We start from the raw sequence: 17,174 nt of genomic DNA, 5'->3' as shown, positions 1-17,174 counted from the left end.
TCTATTTGGTTCTATTTCCTGCTGCATACTTTACCTAATTGTAGTTCTTAAGCTAGACATTACAAAATTTAGCATGAGTGCCTATGTAATTAAAATTACTTGCCTTTTATTATTTTAAAAATAAGCTGACCTCCAAGCCTGCGCTCAAAACATAAATGAGTTTATTATTTGCGGGTAACCATTTCCATGGCTATTATCAAATAATGCAGCATAAGGATAATTAAATTTAGGAGTGCATGTGAAAATATTGTCCATCGACGATAACCCTCAAAATAGAAATATCATGGAAATGGTGCTATCTAAGCAATATGACATTACTTCATCTGATGGGAGTGAACCTATCTTAGCTTTGATGGAAGAGCATCAGCCACAGGTAGTACTGATGGATATCTTACTTAGTAATGACTTCACGGGTTACGATTTAGTTAAAGAGATAAAGGAATGCGGTGCGTACGACGAGTGTGAAATTATATTTATCTCAGCCTTAACATCGAGTGAAGACAAACTCGCCGCTTATGGATATGGAGGCGATGACTATATTGCTAAGCCAGTCGATTTCAAAGTACTTTGTGAAAAATTAAAACGTGTTGAGCTGCGTATTACAGAGCGTAACAACTTAAAAGAAATGTTCGAAGTAGCTTCATCTACCGCTTTCACATCTATGCAACAGGCAAGTGAACTTGGAGATTTAGTAAAATTTTTTACCGACAATCTTGAAGTAACAGATCTGAATACCTTATTTAGCAACATCCAACGCTATTTTACCAATGTAGGCGCGAGCTGTTGTGTAGAGTTTCGAGTAGCAAAGCAATATCACCAATTTCCACAACACACTATTACTGACTTAGAAAAAGAAATTCTTGAGTTAGGCCGAGGAGCTAAGCGAATAGTGCCATTTAGTTCCAATTTATTATTTAACTCGCCTACCTGCTCAATGATAGTAAAAGGGATCAATGCAAGAGATGAAGACTTACTTGGCCGTCTTCGCGATAACTTTGCTATCTTACTTACTATTGTAGAAAGTAGAATAGACTTTATTGAAGAACAATTAGAAAAAAGCAGTATACGGCAACTCGCATTAAATAGCCTTAAAAGTCAACTTGCTGAAGATTTTGGCACGATAAAAAAGTTATGTTTAGATCAAGATAAACAAATAAGAATACTCGTTAATGATTTATCTCAAGCGGTGCAATCAAAAATGATTATCTTAGGATTGGATGAAGAACAAGAATCGGAGCTGATGGGGTTAGTAGATGAGACAAAAGAAGTTGTAGAAGAAACATTGGTACTATCTTTCACTCTAGAAGATAAACTTCAAGCTATAACAAAACGCCTTAAAGCTGTTGAATAAGTGAAAAATTAGCACATAACATCTCCTATAGGGGAGTATTCAAAAATCTGTGGTGGCTGTATTAGAGGAAGTAAGGGCTTACCCTAATTAGTACATCGTGCTTTGTCGTTTTTCTATATTATGAACCAGGCAATACAGTTGCCACATGATGAAGCGAACGCATTCACTTTCGTTTGACCGCATAAGGTCAATTTATTCATCCCTTTGTTAACTGTAAGATTGCGCTTTTTACTTAAAAGAATGCTGGCTCAATACAGCCTGACCTTTGACATTCCTTCAATAAAATAACGTCACTGAGAGATATTTGGATAAATATTCATTACGGGAGGTGAATCGCGCATTGTACTTCCTGTTAATAAAAAGCGCATGATGGGTGGTGTGGAGGCTGAAGTTAGCGACCTGCGGCTACCCAGTTAACTTAACGTTTGGGTGACCATAGCCAAATCATATAATTGGTAAAAGAAAAAATTATAAGTGGTATACCGAAAAACATTAGACCAAAATAAGGCCCTGTTAGTGCTGATATTAAGTAGTAACCTACACCTTTAAAAGGCTCACCTGAAATTAACTCAAATATACTTCTTAAAAAGCTCGATAAATACAGAGCTAGAAAGCCCATGCCCAAACCTAAAAGCTGTACTTGGTACTTTTTGGTTTGTCTGTGAGTTATTGGAGCAAAGTAATAGCCAACTATAAACCCTGAAAGTGCGCAAAAGCTACCGACGAGATCTGTGCCCAGCCAAATGAATAGTGGCCAACTGGCAAAAGATAAGATGACTGCATATTTCAGCCTTTCAGAAACTCTCAATATGGGCACCATGTTTAGTTAAGTTAACACCCGCATAAATTGCGGAAAATGCTTGGCTATAATTAGCGAAGAATGAGAGCCAGCCAAGCGTTTGAAGTCATTTCTGATGCGTTTATTATACCTTCTTTATCGGTAATTCACTTATTTTATAGACTCGAAAAGGTCCCATACAAAAAGTGATTAAGCCATCATTTTTCTTCGGAGCTCGGTAATTCACAGTAATATAAGCCTCATTTATCGTATCAGTCTTAATTGTAAAGGTTGATACTTTATAATCAGCTAGCTCATGATTGCTTTCAAAAGCATATGGTTCAGAAATAATTGTAGGAACATACAAGGTTACCCTATCAATTTCACCTAGAGAGATTACAGCTCTTACAGCCTCAGCAACACCATAATTAACAGGGTAATAAACCGTTATTTCTGATAAATCAGCGAAATTATCTTGAGTTATAAACGCCGCTACTTTCTTTATTTCGCTTTTTTTATCACAAGAAAAAGTTGATATTGAAGTAAATAAAAATAACAAAACTAAAAGTTTCACTGAGCTTCCTTGAAGGTATAACAATTTTATCTACGACATTTATCTTTTTACAAACAGAAAAATATCCATATATTACAATGCATTTATCTTAGCTATCAAACAGATACCTGTAAACAACTAGTTAACTTTACCTCATTTTTTACAAATGCAGCAATATACAAAAATGCTAGAGAACAGTAATATCTGACAAAATCATAAACACTATTTTTATATACAGTTTATTGTTAGGTGAGAGTCAACAACGCTAAATTTAATCGCTAAGCTATTTTAAGTTTTAGCGCTGTTATTTTTTGCACTACTATTCTTTATCAGTGCTATCCTTTACCAGACTATAATAGCGCTTACTATTACTGTAATTCTTTTAGAAGCCTGTTTTTACGTGGTAAATAATAGTCATCGTAATCCAGTGAAACTATCACCCGCTTTGCCCTTCCGAGCAATTCAGCTCTTGGTACTAAGCCTATTACTCGTGAATCAGCACTGTTATCACGGTTATCCCCCATTGCTAAATACATATCTGTAGGGATGATAAGTGGATCAAAATTTTGCATATAAGAGCGCTGCTTAGCGAGTTTTACGGTATGTTTTATGCCATGCAAATTCTCTATTTCCACTCGGTTTATGGCGGTTTCAGCTACAGTTTCGTAATCAAGCTTTTCACCATTAATAACAAGTTGATTATTAACTAAAGCAACAGTGTCGCCCGGTACACCTATCACTCTTTTTATTAGGCGATTTTGTGCCGCAACAGAATCAAATACAATAATATCGCCGGCCTCTGGCTCGGCTAGTTTAACCAGCGAAATTTTAGTAAAAGGCACTCGTAGGTCATACGCCATTTTATCTGTCAATATACGGTCGCCCTCAACAATGGTTGGCTGCATTGAACCTGTGGGTACTTCGTACCAGTCAGCCACTGCACTTCTAAAAACACACATCAGCGAGATAAATACGATTAATGAGCGGTTATTTTTCCATATTTTATAAAGGTATTTCACAGTTTTGTTCCATAAGTTAGTATGTTATTTAATAGACAAAGCAGATATTTATCAGTTCAATCAACTTTGTAACAAGGCGTGTATTACTTCTATTAATTAAGGCTAATAAACTAATACCAGTCGTTTTTCGTAGTGATTTTTTAGTTCTTTTGATGGATACTATTTGGAAACAAATAATAATAACTACGTATATATGGAAATTACACAAGACAGACCAGCGCAAGCTAGCAAAGCTAAGTTTTGCTTAGACTTACTGCCTGGTAAATTAATCGACATTCAGTTCACCAACCCATTAAGTGTCAGATTTAAACTCTCTTTAGTTGGCTATGAAGCTGGTAAGTATTTAATTTTAAAGTACCCTGTCCAAGCAAAAAAAAGCCAATATGCTGATGTGTTAAAAGAAGGCAATGGCGCAATTGTACGCTATATAGTCGAAGGTGAACGTGGGGAGTGCGTCGCTTTTTCGACCACTATATTAGCTATTTCTTTTCGACCAGAAAAGTTACTTTACCTTGCTTACCCTAAGAATATTGAGAGTCGGCAACTGCGTGAAGTCAGCCGTTTACAAACCCATATACCAGCAAAGATTAGCATTAATAAATCGCATACTTATGACAGTGAAAATCTATTGCAAGGTTTGATCATCGATATTTCACCGACTGGTTGTCGCTTTACTGTGCATGTTAATTCAGGGTTTTTAGCGCTTAAGAAACGCCCCGTGTTTGTGCATGTTCTATCGCCTATCGACAACAGTGCCGTGGTGATCAGTGCGCATGTGCGCAACAATCAAATGCAGGGAGATCGTTTAAGTGTGGGCATCGAGTTTGCCGCACATGAACAACAAAAAATGCAAAACTTATTGGCCGCTTACACGATAGACATTGCTTAATAATTGCATGTTTAACAAATGAGAGTAACTAAATGTACTCTCATTGATAACTCGTTATTGGTTTTTAAACTGCTGCTTAGCTTTTTCAAGCTCACCTTCACCAATACCAAGTGAATCAGCGGCTTCTTTTATTAAATGAGGCTGGGTCATTACCAAGCCCATTAGTGCTTGTAACTTCTCTGGTGGAATACCGAGTTGCTGCACAAGTGCCATTGCCATCATTGGGTTTTGAGTAAATGCTTGAAAAAGTTCGTGTACTTTTTCATCGCTAACATTGTGCTCTTTTAATGTTGCTATAATTGGGTTCATGTTTTTGCCTTAAATCGCTTTATAGTTGCCCATAGTTATATGGGCAAATATTGGTTTTTAAACTACTGAACTAATAATACAACTTTTCCGGCATTTTCGTTTCGTTCAAGAATGGCGTGTGCCTCACCAGCGTCTTGCCAAGGCAACGTTTTATAAATATTTAAATCAAACTGTTGATTTGCTATTTCGTCATAAAATTTTGCTACAAACTCATCGCGTAGTTGGCGTTTAAACGCTTGACTGCGATTGCGCAGTGTTGAGCCATGAAATGAAATCCGCTTTTGTAACAAGAGTGCAAAATCTACTTCTGCGAAGCGACCATCTAAAAATGCCAGCATAATTATTTGGCAATCCATGGCGGCGATTGCTGCATTTTTACTTAAATAGCGCCCAGATACCGGATCAACAATCACGTTCGCCGTTAAACCATGGTTTTGCATGTAAACAACAAAATCGTCGGTTTTGTAGTTGATTACATGATCAGCACCAAGCGCTTTGGCGTGTTCGCACTTTTCATCGCTACCTGCGGTAATAACAACCGTTGCCCCAATACGTTTAGCCATTTGAATAGCAGCCCCACCTACGCCACTTGCGCCAGCATGGATCAGTGCTGTTTGCCCTGCTTGTAACTTACCAAGTTGAAATAACGCACCAAACGCGGTTAAATATACTTCGCTGATCGCTGCACCTTGCGCCATAGTTAAATCACTTGGTAAAGCCATTAATTGTGCTGCATCGACCGCCACATATTCGCTATATGCACCGCCTGCACACAAAGTAAATACCGCTTTATTAAGCCAACTTTGATCAACCTCGGTGCCAAGCTCAATCACTGTGCCTGCGCATTCAAGCCCTAAAATGGGGCTGTCGCCCTGTGGCGCTGGATACTTACCTTGACGTTGCATACAATCAGCGCGGTTCACGCCGATAGCAGCAACTTTAATTAACACTTCATTAGTTTTTAATTGCGGTTTAGCGGTGTCGCTTAATGTTAAATGCTGATCTTGATGAGAAATAAATTGCATTGCAGCTCCTGAATTGATGAGTTAATCGATTTTGCGCCACACTTCGGCCTCGACTAACTTACCATTTTCTGTCAAAGAATGATGCCACAAATCTCCTTCAATTTTGTAATCAAAAGCCATGGTTTTGCCAAGCAACGATTCAATATTACCGTAAGCAAAAGTCTCTACAAATTGTTGGTTTTTTAAGGTGTACTGCCCGCCACCTGCATAATGAAACTGGCCATTTTTTTGGGTGATGTAATTAAAATGAGTGGCGGTTATTAGTTTAACTGAGGTCAGCTCTGGTGCTTTGGCAGTCACATAACCTTGTTCAACTGCATATTTCCCTTCCACAAACTCCCAACTGCCTAATAGCGGGTTAGCTATAACCAGCGGTGAGGTGATAAATAAACTTGCTAATAATAAAGATTTCATGGTTTTCCTTGGTTTTTATTTTATGTAAGCTTACCTTTTTACACACCAAAAATTAATCAGACTTATGGGTAATAACCCCCGGCTGAAATCGCCAACTTTGTTTGTATGGATACACATCAGCCAATTGCCCAGCATTGATATCAGCTTGGCACTGCAGCCAAAAATCAGGACTAAATAAGTCTTGATGTTGCTGGCAAAAATGACTAAATGCTTGCTGATCAGCACTAAAAAACACTTTAAACTGACTCGGGAATACATCATTTTCGGCAACATCAAAATAGCTTTCGCTGCTTAGTTCATCAAAACTATTTTCACTGCTCGGTAAGTCTCTAAAGTTACAATCAGTTAATGGGCAAATTTCATCATAATCATAAAATACCACGCGCCCCCAACGGGTCACACCAAAGTTTTTCATCAACATATCACCGGGGAAAATATTAGCCCCGGCTAACTCTTTAATCGCCTTGCCGTAATCAAGCATTACATTATTCAGTTGTTTATCGTCACATTGATTGATGTATAAATTAAGTGGTGTCATTTTGCGCTCAACGTATACATGCTTAAGCACTAAGGCTTTATTTGCAATAGCCATACTTGAGCCGATACTCGCTCGCATATGGGTAAGCAATTCATCGCTAAAACGATTTAAATCAAATGCTAAATAGCGAAATTCATGGGTGTCGACTAAACGGCCGACTCTATCCGCTTGTTTTACAAAGTCGTATTTTGCCATCACCTGTGCTTTGGTTGATGTTTTAGGCGCGCTAAATTTATCTTTTATTACCTTATAAACATAATCTGAGCCAGCAGTGGTAAATACTAGCATCACCATGCCTGGCGTGCCGGGGGCAATAATGTACTTATCATCTATGGGACTATTGTTGGTGGTGTCGACCTTATAGCGATAAAACTCTGTTTTGGCATGTTTAATAAAGCCAATGGCATTGAATAATTCAAATCGTTGCTTATGTGGCATTAGCACTGATAAGTAATCTACATAGCGCGCGGGTTGGTCGGTATCAACCATAAAGTAGGTGCGAGCAAAGCCGAATAATAAACTCAGTTGATCTGCGCCCATCATCACCGCATCAAGCTTTAAACCGCTTTGGGTATGTAAAATAGCGACAGCAAAGGGCATGTTATCGCCATTTTTAGCAATACAACGACCTATTAAGTAGCAGGCTTTATTTCTAAAAAACAGTGAATTAGCGTATTCAATATAGCCATCGTTTAAATTCATCAGCTCATACACTTGACGACATTGCTGCTGCGCACCTAACGCCAAAGTACGCTGCAAAATATCAACATCATGAGCTAAATCTGTAAATCCAACCCGAAAAGCTTGTCGATAAATAAGTTGCTCCACCGCCTGGCTAAAGCCATTTTGCAATGAAATACGACTTACTAAATTATCAAATGGCCGAGATTTAGCGCGGTATTTGGCTTTTAAAACAAATAAATGCACGGTGCGAATTTTTTTATCATCCCAAATCGAGCCAAAAGTTGAATTAAAAAATGTATGCGCAATCGGTTGGTTTTCATGATCTTGCACCATTTGGCCATAAATATGCTTTGCCTGCTGCCACAGTCGCGGATCGTTGAGCTCTTTAAATGCAATGACTCGCACCGCTTCACTAACATTTTTAACTTGCCTTTCATATACTTGTAAACGCTCACGCATTGCCGATTGTACACTTTGCCATTGCCGTTGCTCAAAACGACTTTGTGCACCTAAGGTAATATTTAAAAACTCAGCAAACATCGCTTCAAAGCCTGCGAATACGGCACGCGCTAATTTGGTCGCAATGACTTGCTCAATTGCGTTGCTAGTTTGAGTCGATAACGTATTTGCTGTTTTTAGCTCTAGCATATTTCTATCACTTATGATGACTATGTCTATTTAGTGGTTTACACACCTTAGCAAGCACGCTTTAATTTAGATAATTAATACAGCGAATGAATAAGATTGATCAAATGAATATAAGAAATGTCGATCTCAACTTGCTTGTGTACTTAAATGTACTGATAGATGAGCGAAATGTCTCGAAAGCGGCAAATAAATTAGCATTAACCCAACCTGCAATGAGTAATGCACTAAAACGTTTACGTGATTTATTTGACGATCCGCTCCTAGTACGTGCCGCAGGCTCTATGACTCCTACTGCAAAAGCGCTGAGTTTAAAACCTGAAATAGAAGCGCTGTTAAAAATGGCTGAGGCAATAACCCAACCCAGTGATATGTTTGATCCAACCACTGGCGAACTCACCTTTAGAATTATGGCGAATGATTATTTAGAATCAACGCTAGTCGCGCCTTTTATTACCCAGCAACTCAATAAACATCCAGGACTTAATTTTGATGTGCTTAGCCCCAGCGATGTTAGCCTGCAAGATATGGAAAAGGGCAGCATTGACTTAGCCATCAATCGCTTCAACGGCCTACCACGGTCTTTTCATCAGGCCAGTGTCTGGCGCGATAACTATTGCTGTTTAATGCATCCAGCTAACCCATACTTAAAACAGCCTGATCTAGAGCAATACTTAGCGTCAGAGCATATTTGGGTAAATCGTGCAGGCTGGGGGGCTGAAGCTGCCGTCACGAATAAATCAGGTAGCCAAAAGCTGGGATGGGTAGACGAAGCTCTTTGGCAGCTTGAACAAACCCGTCATATTCGGGTGTTTACTCGTCATTACATGGTGGCAAGTTTGCTATGCCAATCGCCACAACTGATCGCCACACTACCAAGACGACAAGCAATGCTGCTAACTAAACATACCGAGTTAGTGATTAGCCCTGTGCCGTTTCAAATTGTCCCAATTGAAGTAAAAATGCTATGGAGCCCATTACTGCATCATGCCAGCCCACACCAATGGTTACGCCGCGAACTGCAAGCGTTCGCTAATACGATTGCTGATCGCTAGAAAGCTCTAATTAAAATGGAGCTCCCTCGTTATTATTGATTAAATCAATATCAGTTATTGAAAACAACAATTTCATAAATAGTGTGCTTAGGGCTACAGTGAAGTCATACCAAATGAGTTAACCACTAACACTGAGAGACAACATTATGATGCAAACTACAGCAAGCTTCACCCAACAAGACGGATTATTTATCGACGGCCATTTACATGCGTTCATCGAACAAAAACTTTGTAAGCAAACCACCCTTGAGTGTAATGATGTTTACCAAGCATTGGCGACTCTGGTTGATGAATTTGGCTGTCAATGTCGTAAAAACAAACATTTTGACAATGACAGTTTAGATGTACAAACGTTATTGCATGCGTATCAAGTTGAGCATAATCACCCGCATTGTCATGTTGATGCACAAACAACAACTGCGGTATTAGATGAATATTGCTGTCAGGTGCCAGCTATTATTGTTGTTGCTTTAATGGATACATTAAGCGGTACACCAAGCGATGAACACAATGCAAAAGCAATTTATCAACGTGCTGCAACACTGACTAATCGCCCTTGCATGTATCGTGCAAAGCTCTACAACGCCAATGCAGCGTAGTTCATGAAACTTTTAAACGCTCGATTATCCTTTGTGTAAAATCACTGCAACTGAGGATGGTCGAGTTTTGCTGCTCTGCCTGTAAATCAAAGGTCACTTCACCGGCTATAAATGTCTGTTGCAAAGCCAGCTCTATACTGTTGGCCGCTTCGTGCCAATTCATAAACCGTAGCATCATCACCGCACTTAAAATACTACTGGTAGGATTTGCACTATTTTGTCCAGCAATACGCTCAAACGTACCATGAGTTGGTTCAAAAAAAGCCACTTCATTATTTAAATTTGCTGCGGGCATAATACCAATACCACCCACTTGTGCAGTCAACATATCTGCTAGATAATCGCCATTTTGGTTGGTTGTTACCACTACATCAAATTGCTCAGGATTCATTAACGCTTGCTGGAGCATGTTATCTGCAATCACTTCTTTAATAACTAACGGTGCCAAGCCCTCACGCGGTATTTCTAGCCAACGGCCATTACTGTGTGGTATTGCTGAGAACTCAGTTTGCGCCACGGCAAACCCCCAACGCTTAAACGCACCATCAGTAAATTTAAGTACATTGCCTTTATGCACTACCGTTACCGAGTCACTATTTTGTTCAAGCGCATACGCTATTGCATAGCGCACTAGCCGCTCTGACCCTTCTTTAGAAATATTTTTAATGCCAATACCACATTGTTGATCAAAGCGCAGACGGGTTACGCCCATTTCTTGGCATAAAAAATCCAGCATTTTTTCGGCTTCGACACTGCCAGCTTGCCATTCAATTCCAGAGTACACATCTTCAGAGCTATCGCGGATCACAACAATATTGGTATTTTCAGGTTTTTTTAACGGTGACGGTAATGCGCAATAGCCTTTAATCGGCCGCATATTTACAAACAAATCCATTTCATGACGAAGAGCAACATTGAGTGAACGAAAACCTCCGCCAATCGGCGTGGTTAAAGGCCCTTTAATCGCTATTTTAAATTGCCGAACCGCATGAATCGTCTCTTGCGGAAACCAATCCCCATCATATAGCTGCGCAGCTTTTTCACCGTTAAAGACTTCCATCCAGTGAATTTTTCGCACTCCTTGATAACATAACTGCACAGCATGGTTCACAATGTCGCGCATACAAGGGGAGATATCCTGCCCTACTCCATCACCATCAATGTAAGCAATGATCGGCTGCGCCGGAATATGCCACACGCCTTTATTATCAATGCTAATTTGTTCACCCTGAGGTGGGATTTCAATGTGTTGATAACCCATAACCTGCCATATTTTTATTATAAAATATCATATAAACATTAAACCATGGTTGGCAGTGAGTGTCGTGGTTTTAGCATCTATACTTATCATTCAACAATAAAATAGTGAACGGATTTTATGCTTTACTCGGTCTTCTGTGAGCAATTAAAAACCATTAAGTACCAGATATGAAACTGTTTAATCGAATTTTATTCGTTACTTGTTTAGCGAGTACATCTGTTTTCGCAGCCCAGCTTGATCCTCAAGGATTAACCGAGCTGTCAAAAAGCAAGCAGCAGATAATACTGCAATGGCTGAATTTTAGTCTTGAGCAAACTCAGGCAACTTTAGGCCCACTGCCATACTCTAATTTACCCATTTATTTACACCCTCGGTATATTGCATTTGAACCCGTGCCTTGGGGAAGTGTGCGCCGTGGTGATCCAGATGGCATAGAGTTACATTTTGATCGCTTTGCCAGTTTTACACAATTACGTGATGACTGGACCCTCTACCATGAAATGGCACACCTTTACTTACCGTTACTACCCTATTCGGGCTTCTGGTTAAGTGAAGGATTTGCAACCTATATGCAAAATATAATAATGCGTGATAGTAAAGTGATCACTAGGAAGCAATTTATACATCGACTATCTGCAGGGCTTGAACGCGGACGTCAGCAAACGCGAACAAAGCAACAGCCATTAAGTGAACTTGCCGACGATATGTGGCAACAAGGTGCACAACAAAGAGTTTATTGGAGTGGTAGCGCATTTTTTATTGAAGCAGAGCTGGCTTTACAGCAACAAGGACAAAGCTTGACACAATTAATAAAACGCTATAACGAGTGTTGTTATAGCTCAAAAACAACAGCAAAAAAACTGATCACAACATTTGATCAGCTTTCACGCAGCGCCATTTTTTCAACCTTATATGCCCGTTATACACAGCGTACTGATTTTCCGGACATTACCCGTGAGCAGCTTATTTTACTGAGGTGAGTGACATAAAATATCATCAATTTCATCAAACACTTGATAAACTAAATGGCTATCTAACATCACGCTATCGGCTTTAAGGGCTTTGTCTAACTTGATTGCATGTTGGTACAATGTTTCGCACTCAAACATTCCAGCAGTTCCTTTTAGCATATGAACACTTTGTGCAAACCCTGTCATATCGCCATCTGTATATTGCTTGGTTATTGTTTCTCGCTGCTTTTTAAGCCCTTTTATGTACACCTGTTTAAGCACCTCAAATTCATGCTCTGGCAATTTTACATCTTCAAGCATTTCGATATCTAAATAACTAGCAATTTTATGACTAAATTCACTGCGGTCAATTGGTTTGCCTATATGATCAATAAACCCTTGTTTTAGATAGCGATCAACTTCATGCTTCATAGTATTTGCTGTAAGGGCAACAATGGGGGTCGTTAATCCTGTTGCCTGCATAATATGAATCGCTTGTTCGCCATCCATTACTGGCATTTGAATATCTAATAAAATCAAATCAAATTGATGATCTAGGGTCGCTTGCACTGCATCTTTGCCATTTTCTACCGCAGTAACCGTTAACCCCATTCGCTCTAAAATACGTTTGATCAATTCACGGTTTTCAGGATGATCTTCCGCTACCAGCACTTCACCCACGAGATTTCGCTGATCTTGACTTGGCAGCTCTTTTTCTTTGCTTATAGAGATCTCATCAAAACTATTGATCCAACGTACTCGTTCAGGCATATATAGCGCGATATTGAGGCTAAACTCACTGCCACTGCCAACATGGGAATGAACGGTGATATTACCATCTAACTTTTCGGCTAAACTTTTTGAAATATTTAAACCGAGTCCTGTACCGCCATATTTACGTGAGATCGATGAGTCAGCCTGATAAAACGGCGTGAACAAGTCTTGTTGCTCAGCCTCTGTCATCCCGATGCCGGTGTCTTTAACTTTAATGACAAGCTGCTCTTTAGTGCAACTCACCACTAATTGAATATGCCCTACCGTGGTAAATTTTAATGCATTAGCTGTTAAGTTTAACAATATTTGTCGTAATCGGGTTGGATCAGAAATAATCCAATCAGGCAGTGGGAATTGGTAATCAACTTTAAATTTAAGACCTTTATCACGAATTTGTTTGCCTAATAGCGATTCTATATGCGCAATGGTTGCAAATAAGTCAGTCTCGACTAAATCAATTTCAAGGCGATTGGCCTCTATTTTTGACATATCAAGTATGTCGTTTATGAGTCCTAAAACATGGCGGCTGTTTTGTAAAATAACCCGAATACCATGATTTCGTTCGTGAGGCTTAATATCGCCTAAAATAATACCATCTGCGTAGCCTATAATAGAGGTCATTGGCGTACGTATTTCATGACTCATATTTGCTAAAAAACGGCTCTTAGCTTCACTGGCATCAGTGAGTTCTGACGCCAATTGTTGTAACTCCTGCGTACGCAATTGCACTTTTTGCTCGAGGTTTTTAGTAAGCTCAACATTCTCATCATGTAAGATACTAAATTTATTTGCCACTGCAAACGCGAGTAACATCGCATCTAAGGCGGTGCCAATCAAACCTAATAAGTACAGATCGATTGCAATCGGCGTCAGTACACCTAAATTAGTTAAATTTCCCACCATATTAGGAATTGCCATCGCTAGGTAAGCAAAGACAAAGTATCGCGCGGGTTTAAAACCACTCATCCAACTGCGAACCCCTATGTACATGCCTAAGCATAAGGTGCACCCCGTTACTATGGTTGCCCAAATAAACCCAAAACCTGGCCACATAGCAGCGAAAGGCAAACCTGCGGTTGCCACCACAGCTAATATAATTGATGCTTTGGCTAATTGTGGAAAACTGTCTTTTAGCTTAAGCAAATTATTGAAAAATAAAATGTTAGTTAATGGTATTAAAACAAACCCTAGCCAATGAAAATGGGCATTATAAAAACCAAATAGTTGATCTGGAATATGGAAAAACTGGCTCCAGGCAAATACCCAGCATGCTGTAAATAAGGCGTAATAAAGGTGAGTTACATCCCGTGCGCCAAAATATATTAATAAGTTATACAAACCCAGCGCAATGCCTACCCCAAAGCACAACATCATCACCATATTTTCGATGGTGATCTGGGTAAAGAAGTCTGCATAGGGTTTTAATACCAGTTTAGGAGGAGTGTAAAAGTAGTCACTTTCATACTTGGTGATCAAAAAGTAACGCTTGCCTGGTGTAAGTGCTATTTTATTGCCGTAATGAAAAGCAAATTCGTTTTTTTCAATCCCCCCTGTTATGTAACGCGCGGCCTCAGATGTGGGATCGGCCATATCATATACACGTGTTTCAATACGCGATACTAAGGTGTTGTAAGGGAACAACACTAATTCAGCTAGCTGAGTCTGATTTTCAAGTTCGACAACTAACCAATAACTTCCGCCATAATATGTGGTACTTGTTTGTGGTTTTTTATTGTCAAGCCACGTCGCAATCTGAGTGCTGTTATCAGGAAACCCTTCATAACTTGCCGCTAATAAGGTACCAACTTGAAACAAATTTATATCTTGTTGTTGCTCTGTATAAACAAACACACCCGCTGACTGTGTTGCTCGCACTTCGCAGACATATATTGTTAGCAAGCCTAAAAAGACTACATAGCAAAAACCTTGTATTGCTTTTAACAGCATACAATACGCCTCAGTTTAATGACAAAAAGATTAGAACTGATAACTGATATCCAAACCATAGCGGCGACCTTCCCCTTTAAAATCTTCCAACATGCCAAGGAAAGAGCTCAAATCAAACTTCAAATTACTGTACTCACTGGCAAATAAATTTTTCCCCCACAGTACAAAACCTAGGTTATCTAATTGATAACGAATATTACCATTGACTAAACTGTAACCATCTTGCATAGCATACGGATTTTGGTTTTGATCAAAATAATAGTCTGATTGATAATCCACTAGTAATTGTGTTGTTAAGGGATTACCAGCAAGCTCTAAACGATATTCTACGCCTGCACTAACATTCCACTTTGATGTAAATGGCAGCCGATTATGAGTCAAACTGTTACCCAAAGGATCAACAAATTCTTCAAATTCCGCATGGGGAATGTAACCCATCGCAAAACGCATTGAAAGTGCTTTAGTCGCTTGATAATCGAGTTCAGCTTCAAGGCCATAGATCACTGAATCACCAACGTTCTCTAATAATTGCACGGGTGGCTTTTGTGGTGAGTCTGATGGTTGGTTCATAAACACTTGCTGATCATTATAATCATAATAAAAAGCAGCCCAATTAAACCGCACACCTTGCTCAGGCCACCATGATTTAGTACCAATTTCATGCGCATTGAGACGCTCTTTGCCATAGTCAGCTAATTCGGCTTGCTCTGGGGAAGATAAAAACCCGCCATTATAACCACCACTTTTAATCCCATTTGCAAAACGGTAATAGCCATGGGTTGTATCGTTAATAAGGTAGTTCACAGCAAACTGGCCAGAAAAACCATTATCAGATTGCTCGCCTTGCACATGATAAAATGGCACTAAAACCCCTGCTAAATCACTCGGATCAACTACCATATTTAATTGTGCCACTGAGTCATAATCAAGTGACTCATAGGAATAACGTAGTCCAACACTTAGCAACCAATCTGAATTAAGTTGATAGTCTAACTGGCTGAAAGCGGCAATATTTTGCGTGTCAATTTGGTTATCATAGAAGAAGGTTGCGGTTAAGTCGGTGGCTAATATACCGCGATAATCTCTTAAAATATCGTTAATATTATCTTGTTTGATTGATTCATCTGCGTAATATAAACCACTGGTTAAAGTATGTTTGTTCCATTGCGTTTGCAAGCGTAACTCTTGGCTAAATAAGTGAGTATCTAAACCTAGATTTCCTTCGCATAATCGCGCTGGTGAGCCATCACAATTAAATGCATGATCGCGCTCTAATTGGTTATAACTACTAATCGAAATAATTTCGTTAAACTCATTTAATTGCCAATTAATATGTGCACTAAACCCTTTACCATCCGTTTTATGCGGAGAATCGTTATTAACTTTAACCGTGTAAAAGTCATCACTGGCATCATTGAAGCCAAAGTTATCATAGCAATTTGTCGAACCAGCTTCGCTAGGACTACATAACTGACCTGTTAATGGATCCGCCACTACACCGATATTACCGACAGGCTGCACAATACCCTGCCAATCTTCGAGGTGCGCTTGTAACAATACCTGTACAGTATCAAACTCACTTAATAGTGATAGCCGTGCATTGGTTTGTTGCATTCCAGCGGTAGGTGATTGTGCAAAAGTATTGGTGGTTGAATAGTCATAGTCTTGATGATTTAAAGCGACACGAAACGCGCTGTTATCACTTAATTGATTGTTATACATAGCATCAATACTAAACGCGTTATTATTTGCTATACCCGCTGTTAAATACCCCGACTCGTTAAATTCAGGGCGTTTAGTGCGAATTAAAATTGCTCCGCCAGTTGAATTGCGGCCAAATAAAGTCCCCTGCGGACCACGCAAAATATCCACTTGCTCAATATCAAAGAAGTTAACGATCTGATTACTTGCAGATCCTACGGCAATGTCGTCTACATAAATAGCCACAGGCGAGGTGTTCGCCGTATTGTAGTCAACTAAACCAACCCCCCGGATATTTACCGCCGGTGGCGTACCTTCAGCCGCATTTTGGCTGATTTTTAAATTAGGCGCGAATACCGATAACTCTGTTGAATCTTTATAATGTTGATTTTTAAGGCTATCACCTTTGACCTGACTAATGGCAATACTAACATCTTCAATTGCCTGCGCGCGTTTTTGGGCGAACACCTCAATGACTTCGAGGCTTTGGCTAGAGCCACTCGAATCGTCATTTTTTGCCTGTGCAGCCACAGCAAAAACGAGGCTCGACGAGCACAGCAGCAATATATGATTTGAAAAAGGATAACGTTGGCTTTTCATTAGATGGTGAACCTTAATACCGACAATGTAAAGATATTGTAATTATTTACGATTATAGACTAATTTATTGATTAAAGTCGCC

At 39.4% G+C, this 17,174-nt stretch carries 15 protein-coding genes and 1 pseudogene; 5 read left to right on the top strand and 11 right to left on the bottom strand.

Going from position 1 to position 17,174, the window contains the following annotated elements:
* The first annotated feature begins 238 nt into the window (after nucleotides 1-238).
* The gene (locus PVK79_RS13295) at nucleotides 239-1,351 is read left to right on the top strand and encodes a response regulator (RefSeq protein WP_257325867.1); all 1,113 of its coding nucleotides are present in this window, start codon (nucleotides 239-241) and stop codon (nucleotides 1,349-1,351) included.
* Between the two features lie 87 nt (nucleotides 1,352-1,438).
* Here PVK79_RS13295 and PVK79_RS23565 read toward each other — a convergent pair.
* The 4 genes and pseudogenes from PVK79_RS23565 to lepB form a co-directional block, all read right to left on the bottom strand.
* Nucleotides 1,439-1,619, bottom strand: a pseudogene (locus PVK79_RS23565) (hypothetical protein); the annotation flags it as partial.
* A gap of 150 nt (nucleotides 1,620-1,769) precedes the next feature.
* On the bottom strand, nucleotides 1,770-2,159 hold the full coding sequence (locus tag PVK79_RS13290; protein WP_257325866.1) for a hypothetical protein: 390 nt from the start codon (nucleotides 2,157-2,159) through the stop codon (nucleotides 1,770-1,772).
* A 115-nt stretch (nucleotides 2,160-2,274) separates the two neighbouring features.
* A complete protein-coding gene (locus PVK79_RS13285; RefSeq protein ID WP_145233693.1) occupies nucleotides 2,275-2,703 on the bottom strand; it encodes a hypothetical protein in 429 nt (142 codons plus the stop codon).
* A gap of 347 nt (nucleotides 2,704-3,050) precedes the next feature.
* The gene (gene lepB / locus PVK79_RS13280) at nucleotides 3,051-3,701 is read right to left on the bottom strand and encodes a signal peptidase I (RefSeq protein ID WP_145233690.1); all 651 of its coding nucleotides are present in this window, start codon (nucleotides 3,699-3,701) and stop codon (nucleotides 3,051-3,053) included.
* A 163-nt stretch (nucleotides 3,702-3,864) separates the two neighbouring features.
* Here lepB and PVK79_RS13275 point away from each other — a divergent pair, with 163 nt between their 5' ends.
* Nucleotides 3,865-4,590 (top strand): flagellar brake protein, encoded by a 726-nt coding sequence (locus tag PVK79_RS13275; RefSeq protein WP_257325865.1) that lies wholly within the window; start codon nucleotides 3,865-3,867, stop codon nucleotides 4,588-4,590.
* A gap of 54 nt (nucleotides 4,591-4,644) precedes the next feature.
* Here the strand turns inward: PVK79_RS13275 and PVK79_RS13270 are convergent, their stop codons facing one another.
* From PVK79_RS13270 to aceK, 4 genes are all read right to left on the bottom strand, one after another.
* Nucleotides 4,645-4,899, bottom strand: a complete 255-nt coding sequence (locus PVK79_RS13270) for a DUF2999 family protein (RefSeq protein WP_145233688.1) — start codon at nucleotides 4,897-4,899, stop codon at nucleotides 4,645-4,647.
* Nucleotides 4,900-4,961: 62 nt separating this feature from the next.
* Nucleotides 4,962-5,924, bottom strand: a complete 963-nt coding sequence (locus PVK79_RS13265) for a zinc-binding dehydrogenase (RefSeq protein ID WP_182734818.1) — start codon at nucleotides 5,922-5,924, stop codon at nucleotides 4,962-4,964.
* A gap of 21 nt (nucleotides 5,925-5,945) precedes the next feature.
* Complete coding sequence (locus PVK79_RS13260) at nucleotides 5,946-6,338, bottom strand: hypothetical protein (RefSeq protein WP_182734820.1); 393 nt, start codon at nucleotides 6,336-6,338, stop codon at nucleotides 5,946-5,948.
* 52 nt (nucleotides 6,339-6,390) lie between these two features.
* On the bottom strand, nucleotides 6,391-8,208 hold the full coding sequence (aceK, locus tag PVK79_RS13255; RefSeq protein WP_257325864.1) for a bifunctional isocitrate dehydrogenase kinase/phosphatase: 1,818 nt from the start codon (nucleotides 8,206-8,208) through the stop codon (nucleotides 6,391-6,393).
* Between the two features lie 104 nt (nucleotides 8,209-8,312).
* On the opposite strand from aceK, the gene PVK79_RS13250 reads away from it, so the two are divergent.
* Together PVK79_RS13250 and PVK79_RS13245 are read left to right on the top strand one after the other, a co-directional pair.
* The gene (locus PVK79_RS13250; protein WP_145233680.1) at nucleotides 8,313-9,260 is read left to right on the top strand and encodes a LysR family transcriptional regulator; all 948 of its coding nucleotides are present in this window, start codon (nucleotides 8,313-8,315) and stop codon (nucleotides 9,258-9,260) included.
* Between the two features lie 149 nt (nucleotides 9,261-9,409).
* Nucleotides 9,410-9,859 (top strand): hypothetical protein, encoded by a 450-nt coding sequence (locus PVK79_RS13245; RefSeq protein ID WP_182734869.1) that lies wholly within the window; start codon nucleotides 9,410-9,412, stop codon nucleotides 9,857-9,859.
* Nucleotide 9,860: 1 nt separating this feature from the next.
* On the opposite strand, the gene icd is transcribed toward PVK79_RS13245, so the two are convergent.
* Entirely contained in the window at nucleotides 9,861-11,120 is a 1,260-nt protein-coding gene (gene icd / locus PVK79_RS13240) for an NADP-dependent isocitrate dehydrogenase (protein ID WP_182734824.1), read from the bottom strand.
* Nucleotides 11,121-11,287: 167 nt separating this feature from the next.
* Here icd and PVK79_RS13235 point away from each other — a divergent pair, with 167 nt between their 5' ends.
* Nucleotides 11,288-12,100, top strand: a complete 813-nt coding sequence (locus tag PVK79_RS13235) for a M61 family metallopeptidase (RefSeq protein WP_182734826.1) — start codon at nucleotides 11,288-11,290, stop codon at nucleotides 12,098-12,100.
* Here the strand turns inward: PVK79_RS13235 and PVK79_RS13230 are convergent.
* A complete protein-coding gene (locus PVK79_RS13230; RefSeq protein ID WP_182734828.1) occupies nucleotides 12,089-14,791 on the bottom strand; it encodes a 7TM diverse intracellular signaling domain-containing protein in 2,703 nt (900 codons plus the stop codon). The genes PVK79_RS13235 and PVK79_RS13230 overlap by 12 nt on opposite strands.
* 30 nt (nucleotides 14,792-14,821) lie before the next feature.
* Complete coding sequence (locus PVK79_RS13225) at nucleotides 14,822-17,092, bottom strand: TonB-dependent receptor (protein WP_145233672.1); 2,271 nt, start codon at nucleotides 17,090-17,092, stop codon at nucleotides 14,822-14,824.
* Nucleotides 17,093-17,174 lie beyond the last annotated feature (82 nt).

Source organism: Pseudoalteromonas rhizosphaerae, from assembly GCF_028885455.1.
In the GTDB taxonomy this organism is placed as follows: Bacteria; Pseudomonadota; Gammaproteobacteria; order Enterobacterales; family Alteromonadaceae; genus Pseudoalteromonas; species Pseudoalteromonas rhizosphaerae.
This window is presented reverse-complemented; position numbering and strand designations above follow the sequence as displayed.

Excerpts from the sequence above, each read along its gene's own strand:
- PVK79_RS13270 (WP_145233688.1), bottom strand. The coding sequence starts at position 4,899 with ATGAACCCAATTATAGCAACATTAAAAGAGCACAATGTTAGCGATGAA.
- PVK79_RS13265 (WP_182734818.1), bottom strand. The coding sequence starts at position 5,924 with ATGCAATTTATTTCTCATCAAGATCAGCATTTAACATTAAGCGACACC.
- PVK79_RS13260 (WP_182734820.1), bottom strand. The coding sequence starts at position 6,338 with ATGAAATCTTTATTATTAGCAAGTTTATTTATCACCTCACCGCTGGTT.
- aceK (WP_257325864.1), bottom strand. The coding sequence starts at position 8,208 with ATGCTAGAGCTAAAAACAGCAAATACGTTATCGACTCAAACTAGCAAC.
- PVK79_RS13250 (WP_145233680.1), top strand. The coding sequence starts at position 8,313 with ATGAATATAAGAAATGTCGATCTCAACTTGCTTGTGTACTTAAATGTA.
- PVK79_RS13245 (WP_182734869.1), top strand. The coding sequence starts at position 9,410 with ATGCAAACTACAGCAAGCTTCACCCAACAAGACGGATTATTTATCGAC.
- icd (WP_182734824.1), bottom strand. The coding sequence starts at position 11,120 with ATGGGTTATCAACACATTGAAATCCCACCTCAGGGTGAACAAATTAGC.
- PVK79_RS13235 (WP_182734826.1), top strand. The coding sequence starts at position 11,288 with ATGAAACTGTTTAATCGAATTTTATTCGTTACTTGTTTAGCGAGTACA.
- PVK79_RS13230 (WP_182734828.1), bottom strand. The coding sequence starts at position 14,791 with ATGCTGTTAAAAGCAATACAAGGTTTTTGCTATGTAGTCTTTTTAGGC.
- PVK79_RS13225 (WP_145233672.1), bottom strand. The coding sequence starts at position 17,092 with ATGAAAAGCCAACGTTATCCTTTTTCAAATCATATATTGCTGCTGTGC.